This is a genomic window from Flavobacterium sp. ACAM 123 (assembly GCF_000264055.1).
Taxonomy (GTDB): Bacteria; Bacteroidota; Bacteroidia; order Flavobacteriales; family Flavobacteriaceae; genus Flavobacterium.
Map to the genome: position 1 here is coordinate 1 of NZ_AJXL01000029.1, position 18,597 is coordinate 18,597.

An 18,597-nucleotide genomic window follows, 5' to 3' on the forward strand; every position below is an offset into this window, starting at 1 on the left:
AAATATACACCTCTTTTTGTGGTTTTTCAATAAACAATTAATCTTTTTCCTATGTTTTGTGCTTTGGGCTAAAAAGGATAATAAAGAAACTACTTGAACTAATTAAAACAAAAAAAACCATTGCATCGCTTTTACAAGCATTGCAATGGTTTATTATTTATAAAACAGAAAAAGTATTATTTCATTTTTGTCTTTTAACTGGTTTTTCTACTGGTTCGTTTTTGTTTTGCAACAAATAATTAGCCAATAGTTTTTCGATTAATTCGTCCTTAGTTAAATGATGAAAAACGGTTTTTATTTTAGTCTTCAATTCCGGATCCACCTCATGGTTGGGTTTGGTTTTGAATATTTGTTTGGCCCATAGAAGGGTATTGTTTTCTTCGATGCTTAACGCGCTTGGTTTTTTAAATTCAGTGAATTTGATTCCCAGTTCTCTTTCAAAGTCGGCGATCTCTTGTACCTCTTCTTCTTGCAGTACCGTTAGAGAAAGTCCCTTCGCTCCTGCTCTTGCTGTTCTTCCGCTACGGTGTACGTAAGATTCATACGCATCTGGTAAATGATAATTAACCACATACGAAATTTCCTTTACGTCAATTCCTCTGGCAGCCAAATCAGTCGCTACTAAGATATTGATGTGCCCTTCGCGAAATTGCTCCATGATGCGGTCTCTAATTCCTTGTGACAAACTACCATGCAAGGCTCCCGAAGAGAAACGGTTGATGGCTAAATTTTTGGCCAGTTTATTCACTGCCGCTTTGGTCTTGCAAAATATGATTCCGCGTTCTCCTTCTTTTGAATTCAGGAAATGCATTAAAACATCTAGTTTCTCAATAGGATCCACCACAATATACTCGTGATCGATTCCTTGATTCCCTACTGTTTCCATATTAGCACTCACCTGAACGACGTTTTTATTCAAGTAGTTTTGGATCAGTTGTTTTATGGTTCCTGGCATAGTAGCCGAAAACAATAATGTTTTGTGTTCCTTAGGCAATTCGGCAATAATTTCATCCAGGCTTTCTTTCAAGATGGTCACCATTTCATCGGCTTCATCTAAGACAAGAAATTTAGTTTCCTTAAGATGGATTGCTTTGCGCTGTATTAAGTCAATTAAACGACCCGGTGTTGCTACCACAATATGTGTGGGTGCAGCTAGGCGCTCGATTTGTGGTTTTATTGGAATTCCACCACAGGTGGCCGCAATAGAAACTTCAGGAAGGTATTTTGCAAAATCTTCTAGGTTTCTAAAAATCTGATTTCCCAACTCTCTTGTAGGAACCAGAATAAGCGCTTGTACCGCAGGTGAGCTTGTATCTATTAATTGTAAAAGAGGCAATCCAAAAGCAGCTGTCTTTCCGGTTCCTGTCTTTGCGAGTCCAACCAAGTCAGTTGTGTTTGCTAAAAGTAGCGGAATTGCTTTTTGCTGAATTTCTGTGGGTTCAACAATTTTCAATTCAGAAATTGCTTTTAGAATTGGTGCTGAAATCCCTAAATCAGAGAATTGTTTTGGCATTTTTTTGGATTTATTATTTTATAAAAGATAGTTGTTTTGTATGCTGGATTTCTAGCCCTGATGGAAACGGCATCCTGTTGTGGTGGTGTTCACCACAACAGATACAGTGTACAGCGGGAATTGCTCCTTATATTACTCGTCATCAGGTTCGTTCATGATTCTCTCCCGATACTTCTTCCCGATCATTAAGGTCATTTTTAATTTGTAATCATCAACCAGCCATTCGCGGTAGTTTTTACTACACTGGCTCAGACATTTAGAATAGCGTTTGATTCGGCATTCAATATCGTCGTCTAGTTCGCGAGACAATGATTTGGCTTGCTGCAATGTTTCTGTATTGTCTACACACATCGATGAATGTTGTTCTAACGATTTGTCTAAAACTACTTTTGAACGCAGGTTTTGGGCAATGATGAGTTTGTGCTCTTCATCGACATCAAATCCTACTTCGGCAGTTTTACTGAACTTGGCGCGCAAGTCTGCTGGCATGGAATACTTGAAATACAATTCTATCTCTGTGTCATCACGTAAGTTTTCTAGATAAAACTCCGGTGATTTGAAGATATGTTGCCAGTTTACAGGCTCACTCCACAAACCGAATCTAGCTGCATTGTTTCCTAAATCGATTACGGTAAACATATCTTTGTTCGGCAGTTTTCTGGAACCACGACCAATCATTTGATAATATAAAGTCAACGATTTTGTAGCTCTGTTCAGAATAATGGTGTCTACGGTAGGTTCGTCAAAACCAGTGGTCAAAATCCCAACCGAAGTCAAAATCGCATCTGGTGTTTTCTTGAACCACTGCAAGATATCTTTACGTTCCTCAGTGCTGCTGGTATTGTCAAGATGACGGATAGGATAACCCGCTTCTCTAAATGTTTCATAAACATATAAGGAAGTGTTAATTCCGTTATTGAAAATCAAGGTCTTTTTACCCAATGATTTCTCGGTGTAGGCGTGCAATAATTTCTCCTGCATGGCCATATTAGTATACAAATCATCAGATGATTTAACGGTGTAATCTCCGTTAATTCCAACCTTCAAAGAGGTCAGACCTACATCATAACTGTATGTGATTGCTTTTGCTAAGAAACCATTTTCAATCAAGGAATTAATGGTGTCCCCTACGATTAATTCATCGTAGCTTTCATGCATTGGCAGTTTTATATTTGAACTCAGCGGAGTCGCTGTAACGCCAAGGATAAAGGCATTTGTAAACGAACTCAGTAACTTACGGAACGAGTTGTAATGGGCTTCGTCGATAATAACTAGTCCTACATTATCTAAATGCAGTTTCTCGTCATTGATACGGTTTTTCAAGGTCTCTACCATGGCCACAAAACAAGAATATTCGTTTTGGTCCGGAAGGTCTTTTACCTTACTGTTTATAATTTTATTTTTTACATCAAAGCCTTTTAACATCTTAGAGGTTTGCTTACACAGCTCAATCCGGTGTGTCAAAACAACTACTTTCTTGTCACTTTTAGATAAATAGCGACGAACGATTTCAGAAAACACTACCGTTTTACCACCACCGGTAGGCAGTTGATATAATAGGTGATGTTGTTTTGGTGCATTGTCTATCCTTTCAAAAATGGAATCAATATCTCCTTTTTGGTATCCATAGAGCTCTTTTCGGTCTTCTTTTTCTACTTCTATAGTATTTTCAAACATTGTATTTTGTTGGGTTTTTGCAAAAATACACCTAAAAAACAGTTATTCTGTTATATATAATTTAAAATATAGGGATGGATTGAAGTAATTTCTGTTATGAGGATTAGCTAATACTCAAATCTCTCGATGATTGCGTTGAATTCTGGTTCGTTTATCCAGTTTTGCGTAATCGTTTCCTTATGAATTCCATTAATTCTGGTTTTAAACTCGTTGAGGATGCCGTTTGCAATCATATAAATCACAGCCTGCTCAAAGGAAGTGCCCATACTTTTATAAAAGAGCTCGTGTTTGATGGTATTTTCTGAAGAGAAAGTTTGTGCGATTTCGATATTGTAGAGCATCACATCTACTATTATAAAAGGGTCTACGCCCAAAGTGATAAAGTGTTTAATGTACTTTTGGGCAACGGAACGTCGCATCTTTGGCTTTTTACGTTTGGCACCCGTTGTCATAGGGAAATATTCATTCGAAATTTTAAGCTTACATTCCTGCAGCAGCTTTTCTTCCTTTGGGTTAAACACAAAATCATAATACACTTTTACCGGACTGAATTTCTCATACAATTCGATAACCTGCTCTTCGAGTTGCTCTTTCGTCAGTTCGTTTAAATATTTTTTTAAATCGCGTTTGCTCATTTTAAAAGTTTCAGATTACAAAAGTAAAAGACTTTAAGATTGAATACCCATAAAATCAATCCTAATTACTTAATTTTGCCCATAATTAATAAAAATAAAGTACATGCTCAAATTTTTTAAGGTCGTAGCCATTCTGGAAGGAATATCTTATTTGGCGTTGTTTTCGAATATGTTGTTTATCAAACCCAATAATTTTGATCTTTATAAAACCTTACTTTATCCTATAGGAATGAGTCATGGCGTTTTGTTTATTGGGTATGTCATACTGGCGACTTTATTAAAAAAACATCAAAATTGGGATTTTAAGACCTTTGCTATTATCCAATTAGCCTCTTTAATTCCCTTCGGTACTTTTTATGTAGAGAAAAAATACTGCGGAAATGTTTAAATTCATCCAAAAAATATTTGGCTATTTTTATCCGATACTCAGAAAATGGGGAATGGGATATAGTTTTGCATCCTATTTGAGTTTGTTTTTTAATATAATCTTACTCTGCGTTTTGGCATACACCATGTACGTGGTGTTCCGGCTGGTCCTCGTAACCGTAATGATTTTTATTGCGCGAAAAACCAAAACGCAATTCGATGATTTATTAGTCACTAATAAAACCGCGAAATACATAGCCCATTTAATTCCGTTGTTGTTTATCTACAAATCAGTTCCTATAATCTTACAACGATATGAATATTGGGAAGGTCTTTTTGGAAAATTAGTAGGTGTCTACATTGTTATTTTAGTACTTTGGATAATTAGGACCATTTTTAATGCCTTAAGGGATTATTTAAAACTAAAACCTCGATATAGCGATAAACCTATTGATAGTTTCATCCAGGTCATCATGATTGTATTGTGGATTGTTGGGATTACCATTATTTTATCCAGGTTATTTGAGATTGGTCATACAGAACTTTTGACCACTTTTGGAGCTGTGTCTGCTTTGATTATATTGATTTTTAGGGATATTATTTTAGGTTTTGTAGCAAGTGTCCAAGTGGCTATAAATGATATGGTGCGAATAGGTGACTGGATTACCATGGCTAAATTTGGTGCTGACGGGGATGTGATTGAAATCAATCTGACCACCGTAAAGGTTCGAAATTTTGACAATACCACTACGACCATTCCAACTTATAGTTTGAGTTCTGACTCTTTTCAAAACTGGCGTGGGATGCTTCACTCTGATGGGCGACGTATAAAAAGACATATCCTGATTAAAGCGAGCAGCATCCGCTTTTTGAGTAACGAGCAGTTGAACGAACTGAAAAAAATCGCGCTAATTAGTGATTATATTGATACTCGAATGACCGAAGTTGATCAATACAATACGAATAATGCTATTGATAAATCGCTTGCTATTAATGGTCGCAACATTACTAATTTAGGACTGTTCAGAAAATATATTACACAATATCTTAACAATCATCCGGCCATAAATAAAGATCTATTTTTACTCTGTCGTCAATTGCAATCAACATCACAGGGCGTACCGCTAGAGGTCTATGCCTTTACAAGCGACAAACAGTGGCAAAATTATGAGTATATCATGTCAGATATCTTTGATCACATAATTGCATCGGTACCTTATTTTGACCTCGAACTATACGAACTACCTTCTAACAGCGAATTTCTAAAACAAACATAAATTTTAATGCTTCTAACAAAAAAAATAGAACTCTTTAGCAAAAGATTAAAACTGAGACTGATTGAAACCTCTGATTTAAGCGCGATCCATAATTTACATTCTTTGGTGGAAACCGATGAGTTTAATACATTGGGAATTCCTGAAAACAGTAATGAAACTAGGGGAATAATTGAGTCTTGGATAGCAGCAAATAAAGAAAAAGAAATAAAGATCTATACCTATGTAATTGAGGAAATTAAGACGAATCAATTCATTGGTTTGTTTGCCCTAAATTTAGGAAACAAAAAGCATCGAAGTGCCGAAGTCTGGTACAAGTTACATTTCGATCATTGGGGAAAAGGATATGGAACGGAAGCATTAGAAAGAATTTTGGATTTTGGATTTAAAGATTTAAATCTGCATCGAATAAAGGCAGGATGTGCCGTAGAAAATATCGCTTCCATAAAAGTACTTGAAAAGGTGGGAATGATACAAGAAGGACGAGGACGGCAGCTGCTACCATTGAAATCCGGTTGGTCAGACAATTTTCAATATGCTATTTTAGATAGTGATAAAAGAAATACAGCTTTACAAACATAAAAATGACCTTTGATTATTGCTGACTAGCGAATTAAAAATATGGTTTTTGTAAATGGTTTACTTTAGACCAAAGGGTAAAACTGTAAAGTAACCTGAAGCTATTAATTCACCAATACCTCATAAGAGAAATATCGCCATTATTCCTATCATTATCAAATGGTTAAAGGCGATTTTTAACAAACTCAATCTCTGTTTTACCATGCGCTTTTGGCTTTCCGTCTTCTCCTAAATTGACCATGGTGGTAGTGTCTATTGAAATAATCGTTTCACGGGTCATCATGTTCCGAACCTCGCACTTTAACGTAAGGGATGTCTTTCCAAACTTTACGACTTCAATACCAATTTCGATAATATCACCTTGTTTTGCAGAACTGGTAAAATTAATTTCCGACATGTGTTTGGTCACCACTCTTTGATTCTCTAATTGAATAATCGAGTATAAAGCCAATTCTTCATCTATCCAAGCTAACAATTGCCCACCAAACAAAGTACCATTTGGGTTTAGATCTTCTGGTTTTATCCATTTCCTAGTGTGAAATCTCATCTTTTTTATTTTTTATAATGCGAAAGTAACCTATCTCCGCTCAATTTTTTATAATTTTAAAGAAAAAAAAGATGATTCAAAGAGATGTTTTTTTAAAAGAATTCCGTGGGGAAACAATAGGAAGTGTAGGAACACAATCCTCCTCAGAAGAAATGTTCCAGAATGAGGTACTTCGCCCCATCCTAAAGTTGCAAAATGATTTGTTTATCGCCTCTTTCAAAAATTATTCGGCTAAATACAATAGCGATTTTAATTCTCAAACCACTGAGGAAAAACTGGCAATCATAGAAAATGCAATTCAAAAGGACAGCAAATACCGAAATGCGTTAAGGGGAATAGTGATAGGATTATTTACAATTGAGGAATATTCGTTTTATGTCCAGAACTCCTCAAATCTCAACAAAAGAATGATGACCATGTTGATTGAAAGATTAAAAAGTCAGGTACAATTGTTTGAATAACCTTTTATTAAATAATTTATCTCTGTAAAACATTGATTTTATTTAAAATAGCTTTAATTTCAATCCAAAACCAAGGCCTAACCATATCATTTTATTTTCATATTCTCAATAAAATTAGGCTTTAGTTGCAAAATAATAGGGATATCAAATATTTTAGGTATTCCTATAATTTTTATTGTAAAAAAGGAATTATATAAGTAATTTATATATTCGGAAAGGATATTTTCATTATTATTGTTAAAAGCAAAGTATATGAAAGAAGAATATTTCAAGTGGTATTCTCCCAACCTAAATAGAGAGATTGAAATGTTAGTTTTTGGGCATTCTGGATACCCTGTAATTCTATTTCCTACTTCAATGGGAAGTTACCATGAGAACAAGGACATGGGCTTGATAGAGTCGGTCAAGTGGTATGTCGAGCAAGGGTTAATACAAATATTCTGTCCGGACAGTATTGATAAGGACAGCTTTTACAACAAACACATTCACCCCGTCCATCGAATCGAAAACCATGTTCGCTACGACAAAATGATTTGCCACGAACTCGTAGAAAAAGTAAAAAACAATACTCCCTCAGGAAAGGTTGCCATTGCCGGTTGTAGTTTTGGAGGCTACCATGCCGCGAATTTCGCTTTTAGACATCCCGGTTATGTCAGTCATTTATTTTCTATGAGTGGTGCTTTTAACATCAAGAGCTTTCTTGAAGGTTTTCACAACGATGATGTGTTTTTCAATAGTCCCGAAGATTATTTATATGGATTAGAAGATCCTGAGTTATGGAAAATGGATATCGTTTTAGGTACCTCAAATTGGGATATTTGTTTTGATGCCAATCTGAAATTAAGTAAAGTCTTGAGCGAAAGAAATGTACATTACTGGCTTGACATTCGGCAGGATAAGAAGCATGACTGGCCGCTATGGAAAGAAATGTTTTCACATTACTTATCCAGAATAAAATTTTTGTAGCAATAGCGATGGAACATATAAAACACAATAAGATTAAAGTCACAAGATAAAAAAATATAAAGATGAAAAAAATTGGAATTTTATTTGGGATGGAAGAAACCTACCCTCAGGCGTTTATAGATCGTATTAATTCGAAAAATGAAAAAGGAATCATTGCTGAGGCCGTTTCTATTGACAAAGTCGTTCAAAATAAAGACGGAGAATATGCAGTAATCATTGACCGTATTTCTCAAGACGTTCCCTTTTATCGTGCTTATCTAAAGAATGCCGCATTAACGGGTACAAATGTGATAAATAATCCTTTCTGGTGGAGTGCTGACGATAAATTTTTCAATAACGGGCTAGCGGATACCCTTGGAGTTCCGTTGCCTAATACTGTTTTATTACCCTCTGCAGAACACCCCACAGATACTTCCGGTAAATCATTCCGGAACTTAAAATTTCCTATGGACTGGGAAGGTATTTTTGATTATGTAAAGTTTCCCGCCTACATGAAGCCGTATGCAGGTGGCGGATGGAAAAATGTGTACCGTTTAGAAAACAAAGAAGAATTCTGGCAGAAACATCAGGAGACAGGACAACTGGTTATGATGCTTCAAGAAGAGATTGTTTTTACTGAATATTTTAGGGTGTATTGTCTAGGCTGTAAAGCGGTTAGAATTATGCAATACGAACCGAGAAATGCGCCTCACCTCCGTTATGTGATTGATGGCCCGCCCGTGGATAAGAAATTACTCGCCACCGTAAAAGAATATACTTTAAGACTTTGTAAAGGATTGGGTTATGATTTTAACACAGTGGAGTTTGCTGTCCGTGACGGTATCCCGTATGCTATTGATTTTGGAAATCCTGCACCCGATGCTGAACTGACCTCTGTGGGCGCAGACAACTTTGAATGGGTAGTGGAAGAATCTGCAAAAATGGCTATCGCCGCTGCAAAAAAACAAAAGCCTGGAAAAATGAATTTGACATGGGGAACTTTTATGAAAGACGCAGTTGCGAGCAAATAAATTTCTCAGGAACCGGAATGCCTAGCCCAGATAGAAGAGGAAATCCCAGCTCGTTTTTTAACGCGATGGATTGTATCGAATAGCTGGAAATTGCTCCAAAAAAAACTCGAAAAATGAAAAAACTACCTGCTTTTACACTTGGTGTTGAAGAAGAATATCAAATTATAGATCCTGAAACTAGAGACTTGCGTTCGCATTTGTCGAAAATTGTTGACGGAGCCAAGGTTACATTGAACGAACAAGTAAAAGCAGAGATGCATCAATCTGTCGTAGAAGTAGGCACGAATATTTGCACGAATGTGAATGAAGCCGAAAAAGAACTTAAATACTTGAGAACTAAGATTGTTGAATTAGCAGACAAACAAGGGTTGATTGTGGGCGGTGCCGGAACACATCCTTTTTCAAAGTGGCAAGACCAGCCCATCACTGATGACCCTCGATACCATAACATCGTAAACGAGTTACAGGATGCGGCACGTTCGAATCTAATTTTTGGAATGCATTGTCATGTGGGAATCGAAAATCGCGAAATAGGGCTGAAATTAATGAATCAAGCTTGTTATTTCTTGCCTCATATATTTGCGCTTTCCACCAATTCTCCTTTTTGGGAAGGCCGTCATACTGGCTACAAATCCTTTAGAACAAAAGTATTTGACAAGTTTCCAAGAACCGGATTACCAGAATATTTTGAATCGGTGGCCTCTTATGACAATTTTCTAGAGACCTTAGTTAATACCAACTGTATTGATAACCCAAAGAAAATTTGGTGGGATTTGCGTTTGCATCCCTTTTACGACACCATTGAATTCCGTATTTGCGACATGAGTTTAACGGTTGAAGAAACGATGTGTATTGTCTCTGTTATACAAGCTATTGTAGCTAAGTTATATAAGCTGAACCAGCAAAATTTAAGCTTTAATATCTACAGACTGGCGCTGATAAAAGAAAATAAATTCCGAGCTTCTCGCTATGGTATCGAAGGACACATGATTGATTTCGGACTTCAAAAAGAAGTGGAAACAAGAGTACTGATTCTCGAATTAATGGATTTTGTCGATGATGTCGTTGATGAGTTGGGAAGCCGTGATCAAATAAGTTATGTGCATCAGATATTAAAAAACGGAACTGGAGCGGCCAAACAATTGGCGGTATTTGAGAAAACGAATGACATAACAAAGGTGGTCGATTTTATAACAGACGAATTCACTAAGGGCTTGTAAATTATTAGATTATCTTTGTAACCTACTTTGATTAAAGAGTTCCCCATGAATAAGAAAAAAATTACAATAGCCCTTTTAGATATGTACGACGGAGTACCCAATCAGGGAATGCGCTGTATAATTGACATAATAAACCGATTTAGTCCTTTGGTAAGCTTCAAAATTTATGATGTAAGGGGAAAATGTGAATTACCCGAAATCGACCAATACGACATCTATATTTCCACGGGAGGCCCGGGAAATCCATTAGTTGGTGATGGGACCTGGGATATAAAATATTACGCTTTTATTGATGCCTTAAGCAAATGGAATCTTGAAAATCCAGTCAAAAAGCACGTATTGTTTATCTGCCATTCCTTTCAGATGGCTTGCAAGCATTTTGGCTTAGCAGAAATCACCAAAAGGAATGATACTTCGTTTGGTGTAATGAAAATGCATAAAACAGTAGAAGGTCAAACTGATCCTCTTTTTGAAGGATTAAGCGATCCTTTCTATGCTATCGATTCCAGAGATTACCAGGTGGTACAGCCCAAGCTAAGCGTTTTCAAGAAAAAGGGCGCCAAAATAATTTCCTTAGAAAAAATAAGAGATCATGTGCAGTACGAGCGCGCAATTATGGCCGTCCGATTCACGGATTATTTTGTAGGTACACAATTCCATCCTGAAGCGGATCCCATAAGTTTTGTTTCTCATCTTCGAAATAAGGAAGCCAAAGAAAAGATAAAAAGCATGAAAGGAGATAAGAAGTTCAAGATTATGCTGGAAGATTTAATGGACGATGATAAGATCTACAAAACAAATGAAACTTTGATACCAAATTTTCTTCGTGCAGCCATAAATGACCTGATGAAAACAAAAAAGATGATGTCCAATTAACTCTGCTAACTCGCTATGATTTCAAAATATCGAAAACTATTCAATACGCAATTCACGGAAAAAAAGTATCTGCAATTAAAAGAAGATATTGCTTCCGATTTTGGTTATGAACCTACTTTTCGAATAGGGGAAACACCTTTTTTTATAGCTGATGAGTTAAAAGACCAATTAATAGAAGGCTGTAATGAAGTCATAGCTTTAATTCAACAAGATGACTTTAAGTTAATGACAAATAAAGCATTGGAGTTAAACACTAAAGTACCCAATGAAGATGAACACACTACTTTTTTGGCTATTGACTTTGGAATCTGCGAAGAGGACGGTGCTGTAATCCCAAAGCTGATAGAAGTGCAAGGATTTCCTTCCTTGTATAATTATCAAACTAATTTATACGAGAAGTTTGTAAATCAGTATCCTTTCCTTAGTGGGTTGACTCCATTCTTTAATGGTATGAATCCACAAGAATACCTGAAGATTATAGAAGAAGAAATTTGCAACAATCATCTAAAGGAAAATGTAATTTTACTCGAAATAGAACCTGAAAAGCAAAACACAAAAATTGATTTTGACTATTGTAAAAGAGATATTGGTATACCAATTATTTGTGTAACAGAATTGATTAAAAAAGGCAGACAGCTGTTTTATAAAAATGAAAATAACGAAGAGAAACTTGTAAAACGAATTTACAATAGGGTAATCTTCGATGAACTGGATTTACGTACAGATTTAAAATTAGATTTCAGTTTCTCCGATGATTTGGACGTCGAATGGGCTGGACATCCCAATTGGTTTTTCAGAATCAGTAAATTCATTTTGCCTTTCTTGAAAGGGAAGTATTTCATCGAAACGACCTTGTTGAGTGATTTAAAAGCAATTCCTGAAGATTTAGAAAATTACGTTTTAAAACCTTTATTTTCTTTTTCTGGAACGGGAGTTATTTTTCATGTAAAGAAAGAAGATATCGAAGCTGTTGTAGAAAAAGAACTTTATATTCTTCAAAAAAAAGTAAACTATATCCCCATAGTACAATCCCCTGACGGCAATGTAAAGGCAGAAGTCCGTGTACTTTGCGTTTGGAAAAAAGAAGATGATGCTCCTACTCTATTGTGCAATCTCGTGCGTTTGAGCCGAGGCGAAATGATTGGCGTTAAATTCAATAAAGACAGAGACTGGGTAGGTGGAACTATCGGTTTATTTGAAAGGTAAATAACCGTTCTATTTCCAAAGTTTTTCGAATAGAATTGGGCAAATTTCCCCCATAGTTGAAGGCTCATCCGGGTTCCAATTAAAGCTTAACAAAGGATAGTTTTCGTCATTTGTCACGAAAGTGTCATAATCAATATAAGAATATAAATCTTCACCAGTTCTATTTTTGAAAGCATTCATCGCTACATACCAAAACCCTTCAAACTCATAGGATTCCTTACCTTCAATCATTTCATTGATTAAACTATCAGGATTAGATTTGACACGGTAAAATACAGCTTTACCTTGGGATATCAACCAACATCTAAAATATTCAAACCCTCCATCAGAGCAGCCGCCACTTACAATATAAGCAGCGCACCACAATTCTGGATTATAGCTGTCAAAAAGGAGTTTGTCTGTCCTTAAACGGAAGCCTATCATTTCTTGAGGAGTCAACTTCTCAATTGCTGAAACTAAATAAAGTTCTTGATCTTCTTGGTTTGTGGTTTCATGCAGCGAACTGTCAATTATCGCCCAGTAGACTTCCTCTTCTAACATTTCACTCGATTTTGAAAGTGATATGGAATCCAGATGAAGCAGATATTTAACTTCAGGATTTTTAATACTATCTACTACTATTTCTCGATTTTGCTCCTTTTTTTGACTACAAACAGCAATACTGAAGAATAAAAATAAAGATACTACTGAAATGGAATTTTTCATAAAACAAAAGGAATTGGACAATTTGACTTTTTCTATACCTAGGTAAAATTAACTAATTTTATTCTGTAATATCAATTTCCGCTACATAAAAATTAGGATCAATTTTAAGTTTCGGCTTTTCTACGGTAATGGTATCACTTGTCCACATTGTATTTGGTTTAAGCCATTTTCCTTCGCCGTTTAGAAAAATTTTGACTGGCATATTGAATCCAGGAACACAGTTAGTCCAACGAAACTCCAATATACTACCTTTGAAGAAATATTCTAAAGTAGGGATTCTGGTGTCTCTTAAATACTGATTGAAAAAAGGTTCCAAATCCAATCCAACAGCGACACTCAAATAGTCCTCAATCTGTTTTGTGGTAACGGTCTGATGATAAAAAGTACTGTTTAAACCTCTTAATATAGTTCTCCATTTTTCATCGTCATTTACAATTTGGCGTAAAGTATGCAGCATATTGGCACCTTTGTAGTACATATCGCTCGAACCTTCATTGTTTACATTATAGTGACCTATAATTGGTTTGTCATTTTGAATGTTTTTCCGGATTCCCCTAACGTATTCATAACCCGCCTCTTTCCCATAATAATATTCCACAAAAAGACTCTCGGAGTAGTTGGTGAAACTCTCGTGAATCCACATATCTGCGATATCTTTATAAGTGATGTTATTGGCAAACCATTCATGCCCTGATTCATGTATGATAATAAAATCAAATTTAAGACCCCAGCCTGTCCCGCTCAAGTCCCTGCCTCTGTATCCGTTTTCAAACCCATTCCCATAGGTAACTGAACTCTGATGTTCCATTCCTAGATAAGGAGCTTCTACCAGCTTGTAACTGTCTTCATAAAACGGATAGGGTCCAAACCAGTGCTCAAAAGCTTTCAGCATGCGGGGGACATCTTTAAATTGTTCTTTGGCTTTCGCCAAATTATCTCTCAAGACATAATAGCTACAATCTAAGTCCTCTTTCTCCCCTTTGTATTTTTCCGAGAAGGAAACGTAATCGCCAATATTTATATTAACTCCATAATTATTGATGGGATTCGACACATACCAGTTAAATGTTTTTGTTCCGTCTTTTAATTTTTTAGCACTAAGCAAACGTCCGTTAGATACATTTGTCAGATTTCCAGGAACGTTTACACTAATTAGCATACTTTCTACCTCGTCATACATGTGATCCTTATTAGGCCACCAAACACTGGCGCCTAAACCCTGACAAGAAGACCCTATAAATGGTTTACCATTGCTGTCTCTTTTCCAAGTAATACCACCGTCCCATGGCGGATTGACAGCCACTTTTGGTTTACCGCCATAGAAAACGGTAAGTTCTTTTACGACACTTGGTTTTTGAAGCGCAACCAACTCAATAAAAAAGGCATTTCCTTCTCTTTTGTATTTTAACTCGACACCATCCTGGATTACTTTATAAATTTCCATAGGTTTTTGCAGGTCAATTTGCATGCGGTTGTATTCTTGTAAAACTTGATATTTAATGGTATTCGAACCTGTTATAGTACTGTCCTTAGGATTCACTTTAACATCTAAATGATAGTACTTCACGTCCCACCACGCTCGTTCTTTCGTAATACTTCCTCTCAAACTGTCTTGTTTGGTAAACAGCATTTCCTGCTTATTTAATAGTCCTTGGGCAATACTACTATTTGAAATGAATACTGCGGCACAAATTATAACAATGAAATTTTTCATGAATGCGGAATCTTTTAATGCAACTCTATTTTTAAATTAGAACTATTGCTGTTAATGCAACTTTGCTATTTTATCCTGTGGCACTACAACAGTATAATCAGCAACTAAGCGGTCTACATAATCATTTAATAACTCTAAAATCCGTTCCCTTTTATCAGACTGAACTACTAATCCGGCGTGGTAATCTAAAGGAACTCTAAAGCAAACTTCAGGATCAGAAAAAGAAGATAAATCGGGATTTTGATATTTAGACAATGTTAATACAATTCCAGCATATTCTTTTTTTACTTTTGGTAACGTATATTTTTTTTCTTTTACTAACGCATCTTCAATAGCTGCCCATTCTTTCCAAAGATTTATGTCTGAAGCAGCTGCTACCATATCAGCTAGATGTGCTCCACCTACGCGTGATGATGTTTCCAGAAAGTATATTTTTCCATCTTCATCACCTTTTATAAATTCTGTATGCGCGGCTCCATGTTTCAAACCGAAATCTTTAATGACCTGCTCGTTCATCTTTTTTATGGCTTTATCGTCTTCTGAATTATAAGGAATATTAGAACTGCAAAAAACACCGCCTGCATGGGATATTTCCATAGGAGTGGCTAAATACTTTGAAACTAAACTAAAAATAACTTTCCGATCTGAGATCAAACTGTCACAATGATAAACAGCTCCAGGTTTGAACCTTTCCAATAAATATTTGAAACGGTTATTCCCCATTTCAGTAATATGAATCCATAGCGTTTCTTTATCGTATACTTTTATGATACCGGATGCTGAGGCTTCTGACCGTGGTTTTAAAACCCAAGGAGGAGAAACGGTCTCGGCAAAAGTATTAATGTCATGATCGTTAAATAAAGAACAAAAAGCAGGGATAGAAATACCACAACTTTTCGCTCTCATGCGCATCGCCAGTTTATCCCTGAAATAACGTCCCGTAGTTTGCCCCATACCATCTATTCGCAAGTTCTCTCTTAGATAAGTAGCTTTTTCTACATCATAATCATCTAATGCGACAATGGCATCGACTTGGTTCGACTTCATTAAATTACCGACACCTAGCAATAGATGTTCTAAATTCCAATCGATATCCTTACCCTGCATGTAAAAGGTTTCGTCTATATAATCATGTGGCCATGGCTTATCTCTCAGTTTCTCGCTGGTTATCAGGTAGACTTTGTTGCCTAGACTTTTTAAATGAATTAAAAAATCGGCTCCTTTGAAATAATTCGAAATACAAATGAAGGTTTTAGGATTTTGCATAAGCTTATAAATTTTCAATGAACTTGGTTAGTAAATGTACTCCATACGCCGTGGCATGTTTGCTTTTTGCAAATTCATCATCGCCAAACGCAACACCGGCAATATCTAAATGTGCCCATGCAGCATGCTCTTTAGTAAAATATTCTAGAAATTTAGCTGCGCTAATGGCACCAGCAACTGGTTTGCCACTATAATTTTTGACATCTGCAATATCACTTTCTATATCCTGTCTATAGACATCCCAAAGCGGTAATTGCCATAGACGCTCCCCTACTGAATCTCCCGCATCCTGTAGTTTTTTAGATAGCGATTCATTATTAGTAAATAAAGCGCCACATTCGTAACCCAATGTGCCAACACTGCTACCAGTAAGCGTAGCGATATCCACAATATATTCTGGTTGGTAATTTTTTATCAGATAGGATATACCATCAGCGAGGACTAAACGACCTTCAGCATCAGTATCAATAATTTCAATTGAAGTTCCGCTGTAACTTTGTATTACATCACTTGGCAAAAATGCTTTTGCGTCGACAGCATTTTCTGCACATGGAACGATCGCGGTAACTTTTACGGGCAATTGTAAATCAGCAATCAATTGCATGGCGCCAAAAACAGCAGCACCACCAGCCATATCACACTTCATATGTACCATCCCAGACGTTTTTATGTTTAAACCTCCAGTATCAAAAGTGATTCCTTTTCCCACTAGACCTACATGCTTTAAGTGCGGTACTGTTTCTTTAGGAGTATAAGTCATTACTACAAATTGAGGCTCATTTTGACTGCCTTTTCCAACCGCCAAAAAAGCACCCAGTCCTTCTATTTCGCAAGCCTCTAAACCTAGAACATTTACCTCAAAACCGTATTTTTACCTTTATCCAAAGCCCAATTTGCCAGATACTTTGGCGTCACCTTGTTTGGTGGTAAGTCAACTAGAGCTAAAGTTTGAAGTTGGGCGCGAGCAATTTTTATCGCTTTATCGATGATTGTAGCATACTCTTTAGAAGATAAAATTTCCAATTCAAATTCAGGATTTAAAAAGGGATGCTCCTCCCCTTTTTTAAAATGGCCTAAATTATAAGTACCCAACAACAATCCGGAAACTGTTGCTTCTACTTCGTCACTGCTGAATTCTTCAGGTACAAATAAGGCTACACTTTTTCCAAAAGCTTCTTTTTCTTTAGTAGAGATCCTCCTGGCTGTTGTTTTTAAAGTTTTATAATCGATTGCTTTACCCAAACCGATAAAAATGTATGTATTGTCATTTTTATCGGCTAAATAATAGCTGTCTTTCTTTCCGAAGAAAACTTTTGAAGAAATTTCTAAACCTTCAAATTTAATTGGAACAATACTTTTAGCTGTGGTTTCAAATACGGGTATTAAAACCGTTCCTGAAAAATTTTCTAATTTATTTCTTTCTTTAGTTTTCATCTAATTGTCTTTTGTGTTAAAAAAAAGCCATTCAATAGCTTTAGGAAATTCATCACTCCAATAGGTCTCATTGTGTTTGCCTTCGGTATTGATGCTCAACTTAATTTTCATTTTATCTTTTATAAACTCACTTGCAATAGCGCGATCCTTGAAGTTTTTCACATGTTCGATCATCGTGTCACTTTCATCCCCGCCGGCATATAAATAGATTTTAGTGTCCTCCGTATCTTCTTCATCTACTTTTATTTTCATATCGGGTTTAACCCAAAGTGAAGGAGAAAAAATCATTAATTTACCAAATACTTTTGGGTATCTCAATCCGCTAAAAATACTGATTAATCCTCCCATCGAACTGCCTCCGATTCCGGTATTAGCACGGTCTTTTTTGGTACGAAAATTAGTATCCACAAATGGTTTCAACGTTTTAGTCACAAACCGAATGTATTTTTTTCCCTGGCCTTTCCCTAATACTGTTCTTCCAACATTATATTCGTTTATCCTATCCTCTTCTGCATGTTCAATGGCAATTATAATAATTTTACCAATTTTATATTCTGACATTACAGCCAGTTTCTTGTCAATTTCCCAATTGCCATATTCGGCGTCCTCATTGAATAAGTTTTGAGCATCTTGCAAATACATCACGGGGTAGTTTTCCTTTGAAGTATCATAATCGTGAGGAAGTAATGCCCATATTTTTCTAGTTCTGTTAAGCTGGGGAATTTCAAATTCATCAGAAATCAGAAGGACTTGAGGCAAATAGCTTTGTTTGAATGGCAGCCAGTTCTTTCTCCATCTTCCCACATGCTCTTGTTGTATTCCTGTGTGTTTCGTTGTAGATCTGTTTTCGGTACGGTTGCCGTTGCTGTCAATTTCCACTTCACTCCAATCTCCTTTTGTAAATTTATACAATAATGTTTCTGGATAGTCAAAATCATGAGTGAATTTGAAATGATATAATTCACTTCCAATTTTCTCCATCATGAACTCCTTATCCTGCGTGCGCCACTCGTTAAAATTACCCGAAAGATATACCGGTCGTAAATCATCCTCATCAGTAGTTAGTATTATGTGGAGTCCTGTTTTTATGATGGTATCGTTAGGTTTTAAAGTACTGCTTGTAGCGTCAAAATTCATAGCTTGTATTG

The 18,597-nt window shown here is 36.1% G+C and carries 19 protein-coding genes; 9 read left to right on the top strand and 10 right to left on the bottom strand.

Features of this window, described 5'->3' with window-relative positions:
• Positions 1-181: 181 nt before the first annotated feature.
• The 3 genes from A3SG_RS0107175 to A3SG_RS0107185 form a co-directional block, all read right to left on the bottom strand.
• Positions 182-1,513, bottom strand: a complete 1,332-nt coding sequence (locus A3SG_RS0107175; protein WP_016989344.1) for a DEAD/DEAH box helicase — start codon at positions 1,511-1,513, stop codon at positions 182-184.
• A gap of 132 nt (positions 1,514-1,645) precedes the next feature.
• Complete coding sequence (locus A3SG_RS0107180; RefSeq protein WP_016989345.1) at positions 1,646-3,190, bottom strand: DEAD/DEAH box helicase; 1,545 nt, start codon at positions 3,188-3,190, stop codon at positions 1,646-1,648.
• A gap of 107 nt (positions 3,191-3,297) precedes the next feature.
• On the bottom strand, positions 3,298-3,825 hold the full coding sequence (locus A3SG_RS0107185; RefSeq protein WP_016989346.1) for a DUF6155 family protein: 528 nt from the start codon (positions 3,823-3,825) through the stop codon (positions 3,298-3,300).
• 103 nt (positions 3,826-3,928) lie between these two features.
• Here A3SG_RS0107185 and A3SG_RS0107190 point away from each other — a divergent pair, with 103 nt between their 5' ends.
• From A3SG_RS0107190 to A3SG_RS0107200, 3 genes are read left to right on the top strand one after another with little or no spacing between them, the layout of a single operon-like run.
• The gene (locus A3SG_RS0107190; RefSeq protein WP_016989347.1) at positions 3,929-4,213 is read left to right on the top strand and encodes a DUF3817 domain-containing protein; all 285 of its coding nucleotides are present in this window, start codon (positions 3,929-3,931) and stop codon (positions 4,211-4,213) included.
• Entirely contained in the window at positions 4,206-5,468 is a 1,263-nt protein-coding gene (locus A3SG_RS0107195; RefSeq protein ID WP_016989348.1) for a mechanosensitive ion channel family protein, read from the top strand. Before A3SG_RS0107190 ends, A3SG_RS0107195 begins: the two co-directional genes overlap by 8 nt.
• 6 nt (positions 5,469-5,474) lie before the next feature.
• Entirely contained in the window at positions 5,475-6,047 is a 573-nt protein-coding gene (locus A3SG_RS0107200; RefSeq protein ID WP_016989349.1) for a GNAT family N-acetyltransferase, read from the top strand.
• Between the two features lie 160 nt (positions 6,048-6,207).
• Here A3SG_RS0107200 and A3SG_RS0107205 read toward each other — a convergent pair whose 3' ends face one another.
• Positions 6,208-6,591 (bottom strand): acyl-CoA thioesterase, encoded by a 384-nt coding sequence (locus tag A3SG_RS0107205; RefSeq protein ID WP_016989350.1) that lies wholly within the window; start codon positions 6,589-6,591, stop codon positions 6,208-6,210.
• Positions 6,592-6,662: 71 nt separating this feature from the next.
• On the opposite strand from A3SG_RS0107205, the gene A3SG_RS0107210 reads away from it, so the two are divergent.
• The 6 genes from A3SG_RS0107210 to A3SG_RS0107235 all read left to right on the top strand — a co-directional run bounded on the left by A3SG_RS0107210 (position 6,663) and on the right by A3SG_RS0107235 (position 12,330).
• A complete protein-coding gene (locus tag A3SG_RS0107210) occupies positions 6,663-7,052 on the top strand; it encodes a hypothetical protein (RefSeq protein WP_016989351.1) in 390 nt (129 codons plus the stop codon).
• A 252-nt stretch (positions 7,053-7,304) separates the two neighbouring features.
• On the top strand, positions 7,305-8,018 hold the full coding sequence (locus A3SG_RS0107215; protein WP_016989352.1) for an esterase family protein: 714 nt from the start codon (positions 7,305-7,307) through the stop codon (positions 8,016-8,018).
• A gap of 62 nt (positions 8,019-8,080) precedes the next feature.
• Positions 8,081-9,028 (top strand): RimK family alpha-L-glutamate ligase, encoded by a 948-nt coding sequence (locus tag A3SG_RS0107220; RefSeq protein WP_016989353.1) that lies wholly within the window; start codon positions 8,081-8,083, stop codon positions 9,026-9,028.
• 113 nt (positions 9,029-9,141) lie between these two features.
• Entirely contained in the window at positions 9,142-10,248 is a 1,107-nt protein-coding gene (locus A3SG_RS0107225; RefSeq protein WP_016989354.1) for a carboxylate-amine ligase, read from the top strand.
• Between the two features lie 45 nt (positions 10,249-10,293).
• Positions 10,294-11,124 carry a type 1 glutamine amidotransferase gene (locus A3SG_RS0107230; protein ID WP_016989355.1) on the top strand — a complete coding sequence of 277 codons (831 nt, stop codon included), beginning with the start codon at positions 10,294-10,296 and terminating at the stop codon, positions 11,122-11,124.
• Positions 11,125-11,139: 15 nt separating this feature from the next.
• Positions 11,140-12,330: a hypothetical protein gene (locus A3SG_RS0107235; RefSeq protein ID WP_016989356.1), complete on the top strand. Its 1,191-nt coding sequence runs from the start codon at positions 11,140-11,142 to the stop codon at positions 12,328-12,330.
• A 9-nt stretch (positions 12,331-12,339) separates the two neighbouring features.
• Here A3SG_RS0107235 and A3SG_RS0107240 read toward each other — a convergent pair whose 3' ends face one another.
• The 6 genes from A3SG_RS0107240 to A3SG_RS0107260 are packed head-to-tail and all read right to left on the bottom strand — an operon-like array spanning position 12,340 to position 18,586.
• Positions 12,340-13,035: a DUF4240 domain-containing protein gene (locus A3SG_RS0107240; RefSeq protein WP_016989357.1), complete on the bottom strand. Its 696-nt coding sequence runs from the start codon at positions 13,033-13,035 to the stop codon at positions 12,340-12,342.
• A gap of 58 nt (positions 13,036-13,093) precedes the next feature.
• Positions 13,094-14,749: a M1 family metallopeptidase gene (locus A3SG_RS0107245; protein WP_016989358.1), complete on the bottom strand. Its 1,656-nt coding sequence runs from the start codon at positions 14,747-14,749 to the stop codon at positions 13,094-13,096.
• 51 nt (positions 14,750-14,800) lie between these two features.
• A complete protein-coding gene (locus tag A3SG_RS0107250) occupies positions 14,801-16,015 on the bottom strand; it encodes an acetyl-CoA carboxylase biotin carboxylase subunit family protein (RefSeq protein WP_035663557.1) in 1,215 nt (404 codons plus the stop codon).
• Between the two features lie 4 nt (positions 16,016-16,019).
• Positions 16,020-16,820, bottom strand: a complete 801-nt coding sequence (locus A3SG_RS22255; RefSeq protein WP_232226295.1) for a leucyl aminopeptidase family protein — start codon at positions 16,818-16,820, stop codon at positions 16,020-16,022.
• Between the two features lie 47 nt (positions 16,821-16,867).
• Positions 16,868-17,449 (bottom strand): hypothetical protein, encoded by a 582-nt coding sequence (locus tag A3SG_RS22260; protein ID WP_232226299.1) that lies wholly within the window; start codon positions 17,447-17,449, stop codon positions 16,868-16,870.
• The gene (locus A3SG_RS0107260; protein ID WP_016989360.1) at positions 17,450-18,586 is read right to left on the bottom strand and encodes an alpha/beta hydrolase; all 1,137 of its coding nucleotides are present in this window, start codon (positions 18,584-18,586) and stop codon (positions 17,450-17,452) included.
• Positions 18,587-18,597 lie beyond the last annotated feature (11 nt).

Coding starts and splice junctions, on each gene's coding strand:
- A3SG_RS0107175 (WP_016989344.1), bottom strand. CDS start 1,513: ATGCCAAAACAATTCTCTGATTTAGGGATTTCAGCACCAATTCTAAAA.
- A3SG_RS0107180 (WP_016989345.1), bottom strand. CDS start 3,190: ATGTTTGAAAATACTATAGAAGTAGAAAAAGAAGACCGAAAAGAGCTC.
- A3SG_RS0107185 (WP_016989346.1), bottom strand. CDS start 3,825: ATGAGCAAACGCGATTTAAAAAAATATTTAAACGAACTGACGAAAGAG.
- A3SG_RS0107190 (WP_016989347.1), top strand. CDS start 3,929: ATGCTCAAATTTTTTAAGGTCGTAGCCATTCTGGAAGGAATATCTTAT.
- A3SG_RS0107195 (WP_016989348.1), top strand. CDS start 4,206: ATGTTTAAATTCATCCAAAAAATATTTGGCTATTTTTATCCGATACTC.
- A3SG_RS0107200 (WP_016989349.1), top strand. CDS start 5,475: ATGCTTCTAACAAAAAAAATAGAACTCTTTAGCAAAAGATTAAAACTG.
- A3SG_RS0107205 (WP_016989350.1), bottom strand. CDS start 6,591: ATGAGATTTCACACTAGGAAATGGATAAAACCAGAAGATCTAAACCCA.
- A3SG_RS0107210 (WP_016989351.1), top strand. CDS start 6,663: ATGATTCAAAGAGATGTTTTTTTAAAAGAATTCCGTGGGGAAACAATA.
- A3SG_RS0107215 (WP_016989352.1), top strand. CDS start 7,305: ATGAAAGAAGAATATTTCAAGTGGTATTCTCCCAACCTAAATAGAGAG.
- A3SG_RS0107220 (WP_016989353.1), top strand. CDS start 8,081: ATGAAAAAAATTGGAATTTTATTTGGGATGGAAGAAACCTACCCTCAG.
- A3SG_RS0107225 (WP_016989354.1), top strand. CDS start 9,142: ATGAAAAAACTACCTGCTTTTACACTTGGTGTTGAAGAAGAATATCAA.
- A3SG_RS0107230 (WP_016989355.1), top strand. CDS start 10,294: ATGAATAAGAAAAAAATTACAATAGCCCTTTTAGATATGTACGACGGA.
- A3SG_RS0107235 (WP_016989356.1), top strand. CDS start 11,140: ATGATTTCAAAATATCGAAAACTATTCAATACGCAATTCACGGAAAAA.
- A3SG_RS0107240 (WP_016989357.1), bottom strand. CDS start 13,035: ATGAAAAATTCCATTTCAGTAGTATCTTTATTTTTATTCTTCAGTATT.
- A3SG_RS0107245 (WP_016989358.1), bottom strand. CDS start 14,749: ATGAAAAATTTCATTGTTATAATTTGTGCCGCAGTATTCATTTCAAAT.
- A3SG_RS0107250 (WP_035663557.1), bottom strand. CDS start 16,015: ATGCAAAATCCTAAAACCTTCATTTGTATTTCGAATTATTTCAAAGGA.
- A3SG_RS22260 (WP_232226299.1), bottom strand. CDS start 17,449: ATGAAAACTAAAGAAAGAAATAAATTAGAAAATTTTTCAGGAACGGTT.
- A3SG_RS0107260 (WP_016989360.1), bottom strand. CDS start 18,586: ATGAATTTTGACGCTACAAGCAGTACTTTAAAACCTAACGATACCATC.